A 14,861-nucleotide genomic window follows, 5' to 3' on the forward strand; every position below is an offset into this window, starting at 1 on the left:
CGGCAGGGATACAATTGATGCAAGAGCCGTTGAGCATCACGATCGGGCAATATAGCGACCAGGGCGCGAAGGATCGGAATGACGATTCCTACGGCGTGCTGGTGCCCGAAGGGGCGCTCCTGGATAACAAAGGCATCGCAGCTGCGATCGCGGATGGCCTGAGTGTGAGCCAGGCCGCGAAGGAAGCCAGCGAGACCTGCATCAAAAGCTTCCTTGCCGACTATTATGACGCGCCGGCCTCCTGGGCCGCAAGAACGGCTGCCAGCCGGGTCCTTTCAGCCACCAACCGGTGGCTGAACGGGCAAAGCCTGGCCCGGTTTGGCAGTGACCTGGATATGGCGAGTACCTTTTCTGGCCTTGTGCTGAAGGGGGGTGCCGCCTTTATCTTTCACGTTGGTGACAGCCGGATCGCGCTATTGCGTGGCGGGGTGCTGGAACCACTTACCCAGGCCCACAAGATCAGTTCGGAAGCAGGGCGTGAGTTCCTGTCCCGGGCCATGGGCGCTGGTACACATCTTGATGTGGATTACCGCACCCTGGCGCTGGAAACCGGGGACATTTTCTTTTTCTCGACTGACGGGCTGCACGACTATGTGTCGGACGACGAAGTGGCCCGATGTATCGAGGCCAGTGACGGGGACTTTGACAAGGCTGCGCAGGAATTGGTTGAGCAGGCGTTGGCAGAGGGAAGCCCTGATAATGTGACCTGCCAGATTATCCGCGTGGACGCAGTGGGCACAAGGGACGAGGACGCGTTCCACAAGACATTGACCGAACTACCATTCCCGCCGGACCTGGAGGCTGGTATGCGGCTGGATGGCTATCGGATCATTCGCGAATTGCATCTCAGCCCGCGCTCGCAGGTGTATCTGGCCGTTGATGACGAAACGGGTGATAAACTGGTTTTGAAAACGCCGTCCGTGAACTATCGCGACGATCCGGTGTTTCTCGAATGTTTTTCCCGTGAAGAATGGGTGGGGCAGACGGTTGCCAGCCCCCATGTTGCGCGGACCATTGTGCCCAAGCGTCAACGCCAGTTCCTATATACACTGGTTGAATATGTCGAGGGTCAGACGCTGGGGCAGTGGATGGCTGATAACCCGTCACCCGAGCTGAACGCCGTCCGGGATATTGTTGACCAGATCATCGTTGGTGTGCGGGCTTTGCACCGCAAGGAGATCATTCATCAAGACCTGAAACCCGACAATATTATGATTGACCGGGATGGCACCGTGAAGATCGTTGATTTCGGGAGTGTTCGTATTCTGGGCCTTGAAGAGGCTGCCCCGGAGTTCGCACCAGAGCACGCTATGGGTACCGTTGGCTATGTGGCGCCGGAGCTGGTGAATGGCAGTCGGGCCAACCAACAGTCCGATTTGTATGCCATAGCAGCCATCACCTATGAAATGCTGACAGGTGAATTACCGTACAGGCGGGGATTTCAGTCAGCTCGCCAGGTCAAGAAAGCGGCATATCAGTCACTTCGGCAGGTGCGCCCTGATGTGCCAACATGGGTAGATGGTGCTCTTGAAAAGGCGGTCTCGAAAGATCCAGCGACCCGTCAAGCAGCGCTGTCGGAGCTTGCCGTCGACCTGCGGAAAGCAAACGTTAATTTCACCAGTACCGATCGGCCCTTCATTGAAAAGAACCCCGTCGCCTTCTGGCAGACAGTTTCCTGTCTCCTCTTTTTAGCCCTTCTGCTCGCCTTGTGGACCCGCTAGGGGCCTGCACAGCAGTACAATTCATAACCCGCCCGGAGAAAGCTTTATGGCCAGGCCATTTACATTCACAGCAATAAGTATTTTCGCATTATTTGCCACAGGTGCCGCCGAAGCACAGAATATCATTGCCGACGGTAAAGCGGGCCTTGACCTGCGCTACCGGCTGGAACTTGTTGACCAGGACGGTTTCAATAAGAACGCCGCCGCTTCAACGCTGCTGACCAAAATGTGGTATAAAACCGGCGATCTGAAGGGCTTCAGTGCCTATGTGGAGGCCACAAACACCACAGTTGTTGGCAAGGAAACCTACAATAATACCGTAAACGGCAACATCACCCGCCCGGTGGTGGCAGACCCGGATATCACGGAACTCAACCAGGCCTACCTGATGTTCAAGCAGGAATTCGTGACCGTGAAGGCCGGGCGCCAGGGCATCAACCTTGATAACCAGCGTTTCATCGGCACCGTGGGCTTTCGCCAGAATGACCAGACCTATGACGGTGTGCTGGCCAGCTTCTCAGCAGGCAAGGACCTGACGGCTTCCTATGGCTATATCTGGAATGTGAACCGGATTTTCGGCAACGACCACCCGGCGGGCGACTTTGATACCAACACCCAGATTTTCAATGTGACCTATTCGGGGCTGCCGTTCGGCAAGCTCACGGCCTACGGCTATCTGCTGGATATGAACGACGCGGGCGCTTTTGGCCTGTCCAGCAGCACGCTGGGCATCCGCTTTGCCGGAGGCACCAAGGTGACGGACAAGGTCAAGCTTGGCTATGAGCTCGAATACGCCAGCCAGTCCGACTATAAGGACAACCCAGCGGACTATACGGCGGATTATTGGGGTGCCATCCTGAGCGCATCATCAAGCGGTTTCACTGCGCAGCTCGGGTATGAACTGCTGGGCAGCGACGATGGCATCAGTTTCAAGACACCTTTGGCCACGCTGCATAAGTTCAATGGTTGGGCCGACAAGTTCCTGGCCACGCCCGGCGCGGGGCTTGAGGACGCTTATGCCTCCGTCGCCTACAAGGTTGGTGGGGAAGGGCCGCTCAAGGGCATGCTCCTCAAGGCCGTGTATCATGATTTCTCAAGTGACGTTGGGGATACATCCTACGGCAGCGAGATCGACCTTCTGGTGTCGAAGAAGATCAACAAATATCTGACGGCAAGCGTGAAGGCGGCTTTCTATAACGCCGACGGCTTTGGGGCAGATACAGACAAGGTCTGGCTGACACTCGCCGCCAAATTCTAGAAACATGTTGCCTCGGCCCATTGCTTGACGGGCCGGGGCAGCAATCTGATCAGGTGTCGCCGACCGTCGGTGTGTCGTCATCCTCAAGCTTGAAGATCTCTTCTACCGGCACAGCAAAATATTTTGCGATCTTGAGGGCGATGATGGTGGACGGCACGAAACGCCCCACCTCGATGGTGCTGATGGTTTTCCGGGTGACGCCAATCTTTTCTGCCAGGTCGGCCTGGCTCATGCGGTGTTCGGCCCGGTATACACGAATGCGGTTGTCCAGGCTGGTCATGCCCCGTCCTCCCCGAAATCATCATCGTCGCCGGTGTCGCGGCTCAGCACAAAGAAGCTAACGCTAAAGACATAAAGCGAGACCATCAGCGCAATGCCGATGAAGAAGGCGGGAGGCTGATCGGTGAAGATTTTGTCGGACAACACCTGAAGGGCAAGGAGCGTCACAAAGGTGACGCTGAAGGCCAATGTCGAGGCCCGCGCCAGCATGTCCTTGACGAAACTTTCAGGCTCATCGCAGCCCGGCCGGGGTTTAAGGGCACCGATGCGTTTCAGGGACCAGACGGCAGGCGCCACGATCAGGATCACCAGAAGGCCAATCGGTTTCTGGATAATGTTCAGCGTTTCAGCCATGTCGGCAGGTACCAGAAATTCTGCCGTGCCGATGGTGTAGGAAACCGCCAGCAGAAACGTGCCTATCGCGGTTCGCTGCATGAATTTTTCAAGGGTTTGTGCGGCTGACTGATGTGGTGCCATTTGGCTGCTCCTGCAAAGGAAGGGTTTCTGTATGAAACCTGTAGGTTACATCTACGGAGCAGCTGCCCGTAAGTCAAGGGCGATGGGGTGCAAGGGGGGAGCTGGCACAAGCCACTAGAGTGGGCTTGCAAAAATGGTCGTGCATGCCACATTGGGGCAAAAGCCAATAACAACGAGTTGGTCGTGTAATCGTGACTGGCGCTGGTGGTCTCTTTTAAGGCATAAGGCCGCTGAATATGCGTTGATGGCACAGGCGATAGTCCCCTCAAGGAGAGATATGTGGTGAGTAAGCAGGAACAATATGAACTGGTTGTCGAGCAGGTGCGCGCCGTACTTGAGGGCGAAACCAATGTGACCGCAAAGATGGCAACGGTGGCCTGTCTGCTCGCAGGCGCGTTCCCCGAGACATACTTCTGGACCGGCTTTTATGTTGTGGACCCGGAAAAGGACAGGGAGCTGATTGTGGGCCCTTACCAGGGCACGCTTGGGTGCCTTCGCATTCCGTTTGGCAAAGGCGTTTGTGGTGCGGCGGCTGCCACGGGTGAAACCCAGGTGGTGGCAGATGTGCATGCCTTCCCCGGCCACATCGCCTGCGACAGCCGCTCCAATTCGGAAATCGTTGTGCCGGTCTGGAACAAGGCAGGAGAGCTGATTGCGGTGCTGGATGTTGATTCGACCCAACACGGCTCATTCGACGAGACCGACAAACAGTATCTCGAAGGCCTGATGGCTGACATCTTTGCCGCCTGATTAACCAGACAAGGGAGACGAATGGCGTGAAATATCTTCACACAATGGTCCGGGTGACGGACCTCGACGAATCGATGGATTTCTACTGCAATAAACTGGGTCTCATTGAGGTCGGGCGCAAGGAAGTGCCTGCCGGTCGCTTTACGCTTGTATTTCTGGCAGCGCCCGGTGACGAAGACGCACAGGTAGAGCTGACCTACAATTGGGACCCGGAAGAGTATGGCTCTGGCCGCAATTTTGGCCATTTAGCCTATGCGGTTGATGATATTTATGATATCTGTCAACGGCTTATGGATAAGGGTGTGACCATTAACCGGCCGCCGCGTGATGGCAGAATGGCATTCGTGCGCAGCCCGGACAATATTTCCATCGAGCTTCTGCAAAAGGGGGATGCTCTCCCATCGCGCGAGCCATGGAGCAGTATGCCGAATACAGGCGAGTGGTAATAAAGCCAAAGATACCCCAAATTAAGGACAAATTTTCGGGGTGTTAACCAAGTCTTTATTGTTCCACGCCTCAATAGTGGTCTTAGGGGTCGCGTAAGGGGATAATCTTTGCAGCTTCACTGGTCTGACAGGATTTCATTCAAGCTGGCACGAACGGCGGTGATCATTGCGTTCGCCGTGGGTCTGGTTTTATCGGCTGGGCAAGTGTATCTCGATTACCTTGAAGAAGGCGGCATTCTTGACCAGAAAGTGAACAAGAGCTTGCAGGTGGCCGAAAAAGCGGCCACCCGTGCGGTGCTTATCCTGGACAGCGACCTGGCGCAGGAAGTGGTCTCGGGCCTCATGGAATATGAGTATGTGGCCGAGGCAGCCATCCTTGACGACCACGGCTCCATCCTTGCGGGCGACCAGGCAGACACCACCAACTTCGGCCCCGCCAGTGTGAACTATGCGCGCTTCTTTATCGACGATGTGAAAACCTATATTTTCCCGCTGGACCTGCCGGATACCATGGCCGAACGGCCGGGCAGCCTGCGCGTGGTAATTGACCGGGCCGTCGGCCTGCAGCCCTTCTTCTCGCGGGCGGTGACCACCTTCCTGTCGGGGTTCGTGCGGAACCTCCTATTGGTAATGCTGCTCTATTTCGCGTTCCACCAGGGCCTGACGAAACCGCTGGCGCAGATTGTGGAAAAGATTTCTTCCATCAGCCCTGAGCATCCGGGCGAGCAACGGATCGGCGTGCACAAGCGCCACAAGAAAGACGAACTGGGCCTGTTGGCTGGCCAGATCAACCTGGCGTTCGACGCCGTGCAGGTGCTGCTGGATAACCTTCGGTCTACCAACAAGGCGCTCTCGTCATCCGAGGAAGCGCTGAGGAAACGGTCGTGGGAGCTTGAGCAGGAAGTCGAGCGCACCAAGAAAACCTCGATGGAACTTATTGTCACCAAGGAGCAGGCAGAGGCCGCGAACCGCGCCAAGTCTGTGTTTCTTGCGAACGTCAGCCACGAGCTTCGGACACCGCTGAACGCTATCATTGGTTTCTCATCCATCATGGCCGACCAGATGTTCGGCCCGATCGGGCATGAAAAATACCGTGAATATCTGCAGGATATCCGCTCGTCCTCCGAACATCTTTCTGACGTGCTTGGCGAGGTTCTTGATCTGGCCAAGATCGAAGCCGGCCAGTTCAAGATGGAAGAGGAAGATGTGGATATGAACAAGCTCTTCCACGAAAGCCATGCGCTTGTGACCGGTCAGGCACAACAGAAGGGCTTCAAGATTGTTATGGAAGTGCCCGACGGCCTGCCACAGGTGTATGGCGACCGGCTGCGCATCAAACAGTCTGTGCTGAACCTGCTGTCGAACGCAGTGAAGTTTACGCCTGAAGGCCGCGGCCATGTGACGCTCAAATCCTGGATGGACGACGAAGGCCGGATGGCCATCAAGGTGTCTGACCACGGCATCGGCATCCCGGAAGAAGAGCAAGAGCTCGTCTTCTCGCCCTTCATGCGCTCAGCCTCAGCGCTCAGCCGGTCTCATGAAGGCACAGGTCTCGGTCTGTCGCTTGTGAAGGCCTTCATCGACATGCATGGCGGTGATATCGAGCTTGAGAGCAAGGTAGACAAGGGCACAAGTTTCACCATCTTCATTCCGGCTAAACGGGTGCTTGTGGCGGACGCGGAAGAAGCTTCTGAACCAGCCGCCGACAAGTCGGCCTGATCCAAAGGGAAACTCCATGAAACCGTTACTGATGGCTGCCCTGATGCTGGGCTTTAGCCTGCCTGCGACCGCAAGCGATGGCCCTGCCCATGTTGTCACCAAGCTGTTTGACGGTATGCGCGCGGGCGACGGGGATGCTATCCGCGCGCTTGTGGTGCCAGGCGCGAAGCTTGACCGGCTGAAGAAAGACGGCACCCTGCACCAGGGCACCTTCGAGAAATGGGCAGGCTGGGTTGATACCCTGAAGCCAGGCCAAGCGGACGAACAGGTCTTCGGTGTCCGGGTGCTGCAGGCGTCAGATGACCTGGCGACTGTATGGGCGCCCTTCCAAGTCTTGTTCGACGGCGAGTTGGTCGGCTGCGGGGTGAACCAGATCACATTGGCGCGCGAGGCCACTGGCTGGCGCATCCTGTACGGCATCGACCAACCGACGAGTGAAGACTGCCTTACGTTTCGTGAGAGAATAGAGGCTGGTCAAACCAATATTCGGTGAACACCAGCGCGTGGGTCAACTCCCCGTCTTCCGAGACAGGGGCAATCAGGCTTTCTGCATTCTTGTTTTCCTTGCCGAACACCTGTGACTGGGTGCGAAAAGGACGGCGGTGTTCAATCAGATACTGGGCGGTGATGCGCCAGCGTTCGAACAGTTCACCGGGCAGGGTATCCTTGCCGGTGCGCCCTGAAATCTCCTGGATATTATCAGCAATATGGCTTGCCAGTACACGGGCGTGATAGTCCTGAACCTGGCCGTCTTCTATTACCAGTTCAAACAGCGATGCATGTCGGATGAAAGATGCCAGCTTGGGGCCGGACACATCGCTGCGCGGCACCATGCCATCAGCAGCCAGGTGTTCCAAAACCCACTGATAGGCTTCGGCAAGGATAGGGCGGGAGAGATCCGCACACTCGCCAAATATGACATCCTGAACCTGTCGCATAGTGTTCCAATTTAGACGCCCCCAAAGGCGGCGCTCAGACTAGCATGAAGTTGCCAGCGTGCAAGCCGGTGATTGCAATAATTGCCACATTGGGAAGCTTATTTGGGTGGCAGGGAAAGCGAAAAACTGAGACAGCGATTGACCCAGGCCTCAAGGGCTGTTGTGTCTGCTGTCCCGTCCGGCTGAACATAGATCATGCCTTTCATCGGTTTGCCGGTGAAATCCATGGGGCGTGCATGGGGGTCCTTGAGGGCGTCTTCGTACGCTTCGGGGCCGACACGGGCCATCAGCCGGGTGTCAACAATGCCGCAACACATGTGTCCGGCTACCATGAAGCACAGCCCACCGAACATCTTCTTCTCAACCACTTCCGGAAGGCCGTCCAGCACGTGTCTGACACGCCCAGCCAACTGTTCATCATAGGCCATGAAGTGTTCCTCCCTTCGTCATTAGTCCACCCTAAACAGGAAAATAAAAAGGCGGAACCACCTTTAATGGATCCGCCTTTGAATTGTCTGTGAGCCCACTAATCAGGCGGCGTCGAGCGCCTGGGCCAGGTCTGCGATCAGGTCGTCGGCATTTTCAACGCCAACGGAAATCCGCAGCATGCTTTCGGTGATGCCCAGGCGAACCTTCACGTCGTCCGGCACGTCCGCATGGGTCATGGCAAATGGGTGTTCCATCAGGCTTTCGGTGCCGCCCAGGCTGACCGCCAGCTTGATGATCTGCAGCGCATCCAATACCCGGAAGGCTGCCGCCTCATCGCCGTCGATGTCGAATGCGAAGGTGGAGCCAGCCGCACCGCCGCACTGGTCGCGGAAGATATGGTAGCTGGGGTGGTCTTCCTTCAGGAAGCCCAGATAGTGGACCTTCTTCACCTTCGGGTGGTCGCGCAGGTAAACCGCAATCTGTTTGGCGTTCTCTGCCGCCGCAGTCATGCGCAACTTCAGCGTTTCAAGGGACCGCATCAAAAGCCAGCCGGTATGCGGGTCACACATGGTGCCCAGGATGGTACGGAAACCCATCACCGGTCCCATCACATCCATGTTGCCGATGGCCGCACCGGCCACAACGTCGGAATGGCCGCCAACATATTTTGTCAGGCTGTAGATCACGATGTCCGCGCCGTGCTCCAACGGGCTTTGCCACACAGGGCCCAGGAAGGTGTTGTCTGTCATGATCACAGGGCGGTGGCCGGTGTCTTCGCCCAGCTTGTCCGCAAGGTCGCGGCAGGTGTGCAGGTCAATCAGGCCGTTCGTCGGGTTCGCCGGTGTTTCGGTATAGATTACTGCCACGCGGCCCAGTTTCTTGGCTTCCTCGATTGCGGGTGCCAGCGTCGGCTTGTCGCCGCCAGCTTCGAATTCCACCGATTTGATGCCGAACTCAGGCAGGATGTTACGGATCAGGAATTCGGTGCCACCATAGATGGGCGCGGAATAGACAATCACATCACCCGGGCGCAGGTAGGCCCACAGGCAGGTGGAAATCGCAGCCATGCCCGAGGAGAAGGTCAGGCCTTTTTCCGCGTCTTCCCAAAGGGCCAGGCGGTCCTCAAGAACTTCGAGGTCCGGGTTGTTGATGCGGGAATAAATCAGGCCCGGTTCTTCACCTTCTGCCGCCTGGCGCTTGCCGTAGGCCAGTTCGAAAAACTCTTTGCCGTGCCTGGCGCTTTCAAACACGAATGTGGAGGTCATGAACACTGGTGGCTTCAGGGAGCCCTCGGAAAGCGCGGGGTCATAGCCATAGCCCATCATCTGTGTTTCCGGGCTCAGCTTGTGATTGCCGATCATTTTTTTGCGGTAGTTTTTCCGGCTTGCGGTCATTGGGGCGTCCTTCATCAAATTATTCTTGTGCGTCTGACGACAATTTCTTTGGCGTCTTTGTCTGCGAAAAAGGACGAATGTGCAACCAGATTTTGGAATGGCGGCCATTAAATTCGCAAGGCTGGCTGCGGCTTTGGGGATTTTAATGAAAATAAGGCGCCCGCCGCAAAATGCCGACATCATCCGATCACAATTACCCGGCATTCATGAAGGGTAACCTGTTTTGGGTGCATATCGGGGAGTTGAGAGGATGAGGCAGCTTTGGACAGCAATGGGGCGATTTTTTCAGATGCTTTTCGGGCGGTCGACCAGGGACCCGTTCCTTGACATGGCGATACGGTCGCAGTCGGGGAAGCCCATCAGAGCCGATGCTGCCCTGAAGCAAGCTGACCCGCCCATTTTTCCTGAGTTCACCGACAAGCTGATTCTCGACTTCCGCAAGAATCGCGCATGGTATCAGGACCGCAGCCATACCGATCATGCCTGGCGTCATAGTGGCGGCAAAACAGGTCTGGTTGTGCCCACAAGTGTGGAAGCGCTTGCGGCTTGCGGCCCGGAATTGCTGGCCGACCTTCAGGCCAAAGGCTTCACCGGCTGTTTGCATTTCCATGTCCTGAATGCAGAGGGCAAAACCCTGCGCCTGTGCCGTGATTTGGACCGCTGGGAGAAGCGGATTGGCCTGCCGTGTGACATCACGTTTGAAAGCAACGCCTGCGCCGTGCTGAGCGAAGCTCACTGGAACGCCGTTCTGGCTGTCACCGGCTTTGTGCATCTGGAAGCCTATCTGAAACGATATGACAGCCTATGGCTGGCGCCGCCGCTGACAGACACGCTTTCCTTGCCCAACTGGCAAAATAAAACACCGATTGAGGTTGCGGGTGCCGGCACGGACCAGATGTTTATCAAAGTTGAACAAGGCTCGCTCGGTTCACGGTTCACGGAGCTTTTGAAGGCCTATATTCTGGCGGCGATGGCGGCGAATTTGCCCGCCCGGCCCCCGGTTGGATTGGGGGCTCATGCTGTCAGGCTGTGTGCCGACCGGTTGCGCCGCAGTACCATCAGGGCAGGGGCGGGCGGGGGCCGGCGGCCTTCAGCCAGCAATGCGCCTGCCATCCCGCGCCCGTCGCACGCCTCCCATGTGGACACTAGGCAGGCGTGATCGGCTGTAGTAAAGCTGCCTCCAGAAGGCAACTTACAGCAAGATCACGTGGGGGCATTTCATGGAGCCTGTGGCAACAGGACAGATATCCGTTTTGAAACAGCAGCTGGCAGGCATCGCTGGGGGGCTGCCGGCGGCTGATGCCCTGCGGGTGCTGCATGACGCTGAACTCGGCGCGCAGGAAGCCTATGACTGGCCCTGGCAGTGCTGGCCTGTTTATGTGGCAGAGACGCCAGCGTTGGCGGATGAAGTTGCCAGGATTTTCGAGCAAGCCGACACGACGCGTTTGAACGAATTTGAACTTGGCATTTTTCGCAATGCACAAGGTCTAAGGCGCGCAGATCCGGACCTGCAGGCTCTGGGGAATTTCCTGGGAAATCCGGGCTTTGTGCTTGGGCAGATCGGCACGTTGGCCCCTGCTTTCCTGGTTGAGCTGGCGCAAATGGCATTTGCCGAGAAGCGCTGGCGGATTGTTGCGGCGGCGGCGGGAAAGCTTCTGAGGGAGCGCCCGTGGGCGGAGCAAAGCCCGCAGATGGCGCGGCTGCTGGACCTGCTGTTCGAGATGCTGTTTTTCGCCACCTACCGACCCGCGATGCCGCTCTATATTCGCGACCCCAGCGTGCTGCTGGGGCAGTTGGATGCGCTTGCCGCCGCGCCGCACCTCCAGGATATCCTCGCTCGGGACAGCATAACCGCACATGTGTTTCGCGCCGGGCGGCTGGCGCTTGAAGGCAAGCTGGATGAAGCCCTGCCGCTTTATACCAAAGCCAACAACAAGCGGGGCTTTTCCACTCCTGTGATCCGGCAGTATCAGACGGTTCTGGAAACCGGTGCCATAGAGGGGGATGAGGCTGCGGCCCTTGAAAGCTGGTACGCCGGCAGATCCCATGTCCGGCATATGTTCCGGCACGAGGGGGCCAAGCATGCGCTTCTGGTCGGCTGTAACCAGCATTATTTTGATCTCTATGCCGCGCTGTATCTGGAAAGCGTTGGCGTGATGAGCCCAGGGGCGCTGGTGCATCTTCATATTTTGAATGGCGACATGGCACCTGCGGACCTTGAAGCGCAATTGGACGCGTGGGAGGCAGCTTATGGTGTGCAGCTCAACTATAGCCTTGAGGCGAATGAGATTGCGGCTGATCAGCCGGAGTATGTGCCCGCCATCAGTGCCTGCGCGCGGTATCTCTCGCTGCCTGATTTCCTGGATGCATACGACACTGTCACTATCACCGATATTGACGGCTGGGTTGATGCGCCGCACTCAAGCATGACGGTGGACGAAGGCGATGTCCGCATCAGCAGCTGGATCTGGCGCAAAGGGGGCGGCTATTGGCGGCTGCCCTGGAGCAATTTGGCGGCCGGGCTTTTGTCGGTCAAGGCAACCGAAGCGGGATGTGCTTTCGCGCGCCGGGTGCGGCATTATCTCATAAATGTGACCCGTACTAATGTGGCGCTTGGGCGCCAACTGTTTTACATGGATCAGGTCGCGCTATTCCTGACACTCAGACAGATGGCTGACGCGGGGGATATTCACGTCGGCTTCCTGCGGGGTGGGTTTGAGCAAAGCGAGGAGCAGCGCTTCGGGGTGCGTCACGAGGGCAAGCGTCAGGCCATGGTCAAAAAGATTGAAGAACTGCGCCAGCAGGTGAGTACCAACTAGCGCCTGAAGGCGGTCAGCGAAGGACAGTGTGTGGATCAGTACCGGAATGTGATTTTATTGGCTATGGCGCAAGCCTGTTTCCTGGCCACCAGCATGACAATGGTGACCTTCGCAGGGCTGGCGGGGATTGCGTCCGCGCCCGACCCGAAGTTCGCCACACTTCCGGTGACGCTGGCGATCGTCTCAACTGCGCTGACTACCGCGCCCATGTCCATGATCATGCAGCGCACATCGCGCCGCTTCGGCTTCCGCTTGGGCGCTACCATCGGGCTCATGTCTGCACTGATGATGGCCTATGCGGTCCTCAGCGCCAGTTTTATCCTGCTGTGCGTGGGTGCGCTGATGGTTGGGCCTTTCCAGTCCAGCGCGCAATATTACCGCTTCGCGGCCGCGGAAAGCGTGCCGCCCGCCATGTCGCCAAGGGCGATTTCGCTCGTCCTCATTGGTGGGCTGGTGGCGTCGTTCTTCGTGCCAACCCTGTGGCGCTTCTTCGGTGGCCTGTTCGAGGGTGTCGACTATCTGGGCGCCTTCATTTTCGCAGCTGTTGCCATAGGCTGCGTGTTTGTGCCTGTGGCCTTCCTGCGGCCACTGGATGAAGCCTTTCATGTGGACGATGGCGAAGGGGTGCCCGCGGATGCCCGCCCGATGAGTGCCATTGTGCGCCAGCCTGGGTTTATTGTTGCGGTGATCAATGCGGCGCTCGGCTACGCGATGATGAGCTTCGTGATGACGGCAACACCGCTCGCCATGGAGATTTGCAGGATTGGCGAGGCAAGCCCCGAGGTCATCCAGCAGCATGTGATTGCCATGTTCCTGCCCAGCTTGTTCAGTGGCTTCCTGATCCAGCGCTTCGGCCTGTTCCCCATTCTTGTGGTGGGGCATATGGCCTTTGCCGTGGCCTTCATGACGGCCTTGTCGGGCATCGAAGTGATGCATTTTTCCGTGGCGCTGATCGCGCTTGGGCTTGGCTGGAACTTGTGTTTCGTTGGCGGCACCACACTGCTTACCCGCGTGCACACCCAGGCCGAGAAGGGCCGGGTGCAGGGTTTGAATGAATTTCTGGTTTTCTCCACCACCGGGGTTGCGTCCTTCGCCGCGGGCCTTATCTTGAACCTCTATGGCTGGCAGACCGTGAACCAGGCCGCCTTCGTCATGCTTGTGATCGCTTCCAGCATCACACTCGTATGGGGTTTGGCCGGGCGGGTACGCAAGGTTCGCGGGCCACAGCCATAAGTATTTGTTTCAGGGAGCTTTTTTATGATCATCGTTCTGTCACCGGCCAAGAAGCTTGATTTCGAAAGCGAAAACATGGCGTCTGACGCCGGCACGCCGACATTGATGGCTGAAGCTGAGGAGCTGGCGAGCTATGCCAAGAAGCTGAAGGCGCATGACCTGAAGGCGATGATGGGCATTTCCGATAATCTGGCGGACCTGAATGTGGCGCGCTTCAAAGCGTTCGAGACGCCCTTCACACCTGCCAATGCCCGCCCGGCACTCGATGCCTTCCAGGGCGATGTTTATGTGGGGCTTGACGCGAAATCGCTCAGTGAGGACGACCGTGCCTTCGCGAATGATCATGTGCGCATCCTGTCGGGCCTGTATGGCGTTCTGAAGCCCTTGGACCTGATGCAGGCTTACCGGCTGGAGATGGGTACCAAGTTCAAGACCAAAAAAGGCCCGAACCTCTACAGTTTCTGGGACACCAAGATTGCCGAAGCGCTGAATGAAGACCTTGATGGTAAAGACGACGTGCTGATCAACCTGGCTTCGAACGAGTATTTCAAGGCGGTGAAGCAGAAGGCGCTCAAGGCCCGGGTGATCACGCCTGTGTTCAAGGAAATCAAGGAAGGCCGCGCGCGCGTAGTTTCCTTCATGGCCAAGAAAGCACGCGGTTTGATGACCCGCTTTGTCATCGATAACCGGTTGACCAACCCTGAAGACCTGAAGAAATTCACCGTCGGCGGTTACCAGTATGACGCCACCGCTTCGACGGACGACCAATGGGTCTTTTCGCGCCCACAACCGTGACGGTGGCTTTATCGTCCTGCACACAAAAAGAAGCTGCAATCTGCGATAGCTTGTTATAACGTCCCACCAGTAATTTGGCTTGGGGGTAAGCATGAACAAAAAAGGTCTTCTTTTCGGAGCGGCATTGGCCCTGGTTGCGTTACCGGTTTTTGTTGCGCTGTCCGAGCTGCCTGAGCCTGCACCTGTCACAGAGGAAACACGCGACAGTTACCGCGCCAAGATCGCTATCGAAGGCCTTTTTGCGGGGCGGGGCACAGCGGGTGAGCAGGCAGGTATGCCGCTGGTATGGTTCAAGTTGCGGAATAATGGCCAGCGCACAGTGACCGAAGTGCGCGTTCATGTGAATTTTCTGAACGAACACGGCGATATTGTGCATGAGGCCGATTTTTACCCCGTGCATGAAGACGATTATGGCATCGACCGGAACAACAAGCCATTGGGACCAGGCGATGTGTGGCAGATGTCGAACATCCGCTACTATATGCCCCAGGGGGTTCCCCACACTTGGAAGCCTGGTGCTGTGACTGCCCATGTGGAAAGCATCCGTCTCAAGGATTAAGTCGGTTCGTCGCAGCAGGTGCTCGAGTAAACAATTGTTGTTTA

The 14,861-nt window shown here is 57.2% G+C and carries 16 protein-coding genes; 11 read left to right on the top strand and 5 right to left on the bottom strand.

Features of this window, described 5'->3' with window-relative positions:
- Positions 1-17: 17 nt before the first annotated feature.
- The gene (locus KORLAC_RS03170) at positions 18-1,721 is read left to right on the top strand and encodes a bifunctional protein-serine/threonine kinase/phosphatase (protein WP_068302822.1); all 1,704 of its coding nucleotides are present in this window, start codon (positions 18-20) and stop codon (positions 1,719-1,721) included.
- Between the two features lie 46 nt (positions 1,722-1,767).
- Positions 1,768-2,979 carry an alginate export family protein gene (locus KORLAC_RS03175; protein WP_068302828.1) on the top strand — a complete coding sequence of 404 codons (1,212 nt, stop codon included), beginning with the start codon at positions 1,768-1,770 and terminating at the stop codon, positions 2,977-2,979.
- 49 nt (positions 2,980-3,028) lie between these two features.
- Here the strand turns inward: KORLAC_RS03175 and KORLAC_RS03180 are convergent, their stop codons facing one another.
- Both KORLAC_RS03180 and KORLAC_RS03185 read right to left on the bottom strand, forming a co-directional pair.
- Positions 3,029-3,259 (bottom strand): helix-turn-helix transcriptional regulator, encoded by a 231-nt coding sequence (locus KORLAC_RS03180; protein WP_068302832.1) that lies wholly within the window; start codon positions 3,257-3,259, stop codon positions 3,029-3,031.
- Positions 3,256-3,735 (bottom strand): hypothetical protein, encoded by a 480-nt coding sequence (locus KORLAC_RS03185; RefSeq protein ID WP_068302835.1) that lies wholly within the window; start codon positions 3,733-3,735, stop codon positions 3,256-3,258. The genes KORLAC_RS03180 and KORLAC_RS03185 overlap by 4 nt, the downstream gene beginning before the upstream one ends.
- Positions 3,736-4,017: 282 nt before the next feature.
- Between KORLAC_RS03185 and KORLAC_RS03190 the strand changes: the two genes are divergently transcribed.
- The 4 genes from KORLAC_RS03190 (at position 4,018) to KORLAC_RS03205 (ending at position 7,143) form a co-directional block, all read left to right on the top strand.
- Entirely contained in the window at positions 4,018-4,485 is a 468-nt protein-coding gene (locus tag KORLAC_RS03190; RefSeq protein WP_068303164.1) for a GAF domain-containing protein, read from the top strand.
- 26 nt (positions 4,486-4,511) lie between these two features.
- The gene (locus KORLAC_RS03195) at positions 4,512-4,931 is read left to right on the top strand and encodes a VOC family protein (RefSeq protein ID WP_068302839.1); all 420 of its coding nucleotides are present in this window, start codon (positions 4,512-4,514) and stop codon (positions 4,929-4,931) included.
- A 108-nt stretch (positions 4,932-5,039) separates the two neighbouring features.
- Positions 5,040-6,650: a sensor histidine kinase gene (locus tag KORLAC_RS03200; RefSeq protein ID WP_068302841.1), complete on the top strand. Its 1,611-nt coding sequence runs from the start codon at positions 5,040-5,042 to the stop codon at positions 6,648-6,650.
- 16 nt (positions 6,651-6,666) lie between these two features.
- A complete protein-coding gene (locus tag KORLAC_RS03205; protein ID WP_068302848.1) occupies positions 6,667-7,143 on the top strand; it encodes a hypothetical protein in 477 nt (158 codons plus the stop codon).
- Here KORLAC_RS03205 and KORLAC_RS03210 read toward each other — a convergent pair.
- The 3 genes from KORLAC_RS03210 to KORLAC_RS03220 form a co-directional block, all read right to left on the bottom strand.
- A complete protein-coding gene (locus KORLAC_RS03210) occupies positions 7,097-7,588 on the bottom strand; it encodes a hypothetical protein (protein WP_068302856.1) in 492 nt (163 codons plus the stop codon). The genes KORLAC_RS03205 and KORLAC_RS03210 overlap by 47 nt on opposite strands.
- Before the next feature lie 98 nt (positions 7,589-7,686).
- Complete coding sequence (locus tag KORLAC_RS03215; protein WP_068302860.1) at positions 7,687-8,016, bottom strand: TfoX/Sxy family protein; 330 nt, start codon at positions 8,014-8,016, stop codon at positions 7,687-7,689.
- Positions 8,017-8,118: 102 nt separating this feature from the next.
- Positions 8,119-9,411 (bottom strand): cystathionine gamma-synthase family protein, encoded by a 1,293-nt coding sequence (locus KORLAC_RS03220; RefSeq protein ID WP_068302865.1) that lies wholly within the window; start codon positions 9,409-9,411, stop codon positions 8,119-8,121.
- A gap of 271 nt (positions 9,412-9,682) precedes the next feature.
- Between KORLAC_RS03220 and KORLAC_RS03225 the strand changes: the two genes are divergently transcribed.
- The 5 genes from KORLAC_RS03225 to KORLAC_RS03245 all read left to right on the top strand — a co-directional run bounded on the left by KORLAC_RS03225 (position 9,683) and on the right by KORLAC_RS03245 (position 14,817).
- Complete coding sequence (locus KORLAC_RS03225; protein WP_068302868.1) at positions 9,683-10,570, top strand: hypothetical protein; 888 nt, start codon at positions 9,683-9,685, stop codon at positions 10,568-10,570.
- A gap of 61 nt (positions 10,571-10,631) precedes the next feature.
- Positions 10,632-12,230 (top strand): hypothetical protein, encoded by a 1,599-nt coding sequence (locus KORLAC_RS03230; protein ID WP_068302873.1) that lies wholly within the window; start codon positions 10,632-10,634, stop codon positions 12,228-12,230.
- A gap of 30 nt (positions 12,231-12,260) precedes the next feature.
- Entirely contained in the window at positions 12,261-13,463 is a 1,203-nt protein-coding gene (locus tag KORLAC_RS03235) for an MFS transporter (protein WP_068302876.1), read from the top strand.
- A 24-nt stretch (positions 13,464-13,487) separates the two neighbouring features.
- Entirely contained in the window at positions 13,488-14,258 is a 771-nt protein-coding gene (yaaA, locus tag KORLAC_RS03240) for a peroxide stress protein YaaA (protein ID WP_068302881.1), read from the top strand.
- A 91-nt stretch (positions 14,259-14,349) separates the two neighbouring features.
- Positions 14,350-14,817: a hypothetical protein gene (locus KORLAC_RS03245; RefSeq protein WP_068302883.1), complete on the top strand. Its 468-nt coding sequence runs from the start codon at positions 14,350-14,352 to the stop codon at positions 14,815-14,817.
- The last annotated feature ends 44 nt before the right edge of the window (positions 14,818-14,861 follow it).

Origin of the sequence: Kordiimonas lacus (assembly GCF_001550055.1) — a bacterium.
In the GTDB taxonomy this organism is placed as follows: domain Bacteria; phylum Pseudomonadota; class Alphaproteobacteria; order Sphingomonadales; family Kordiimonadaceae; genus Kordiimonas; species Kordiimonas lacus.

Excerpts from the sequence above, each read along its gene's own strand:
- KORLAC_RS03170 (WP_068302822.1), top strand. The coding sequence starts at position 18 with ATGCAAGAGCCGTTGAGCATCACGATCGGGCAATATAGCGACCAGGGC.
- KORLAC_RS03175 (WP_068302828.1), top strand. The coding sequence starts at position 1,768 with ATGGCCAGGCCATTTACATTCACAGCAATAAGTATTTTCGCATTATTT.
- KORLAC_RS03180 (WP_068302832.1), bottom strand. The coding sequence starts at position 3,259 with ATGACCAGCCTGGACAACCGCATTCGTGTATACCGGGCCGAACACCGC.
- KORLAC_RS03185 (WP_068302835.1), bottom strand. The coding sequence starts at position 3,735 with ATGGCACCACATCAGTCAGCCGCACAAACCCTTGAAAAATTCATGCAG.
- KORLAC_RS03205 (WP_068302848.1), top strand. The coding sequence starts at position 6,667 with ATGAAACCGTTACTGATGGCTGCCCTGATGCTGGGCTTTAGCCTGCCT.
- KORLAC_RS03210 (WP_068302856.1), bottom strand. The coding sequence starts at position 7,588 with ATGCGACAGGTTCAGGATGTCATATTTGGCGAGTGTGCGGATCTCTCC.
- KORLAC_RS03215 (WP_068302860.1), bottom strand. The coding sequence starts at position 8,016 with ATGGCCTATGATGAACAGTTGGCTGGGCGTGTCAGACACGTGCTGGAC.
- KORLAC_RS03220 (WP_068302865.1), bottom strand. The coding sequence starts at position 9,411 with ATGACCGCAAGCCGGAAAAACTACCGCAAAAAAATGATCGGCAATCAC.
- KORLAC_RS03225 (WP_068302868.1), top strand. The coding sequence starts at position 9,683 with ATGGGGCGATTTTTTCAGATGCTTTTCGGGCGGTCGACCAGGGACCCG.
- KORLAC_RS03230 (WP_068302873.1), top strand. The coding sequence starts at position 10,632 with ATGGAGCCTGTGGCAACAGGACAGATATCCGTTTTGAAACAGCAGCTG.
- yaaA (WP_068302881.1), top strand. The coding sequence starts at position 13,488 with ATGATCATCGTTCTGTCACCGGCCAAGAAGCTTGATTTCGAAAGCGAA.
- KORLAC_RS03245 (WP_068302883.1), top strand. The coding sequence starts at position 14,350 with ATGAACAAAAAAGGTCTTCTTTTCGGAGCGGCATTGGCCCTGGTTGCG.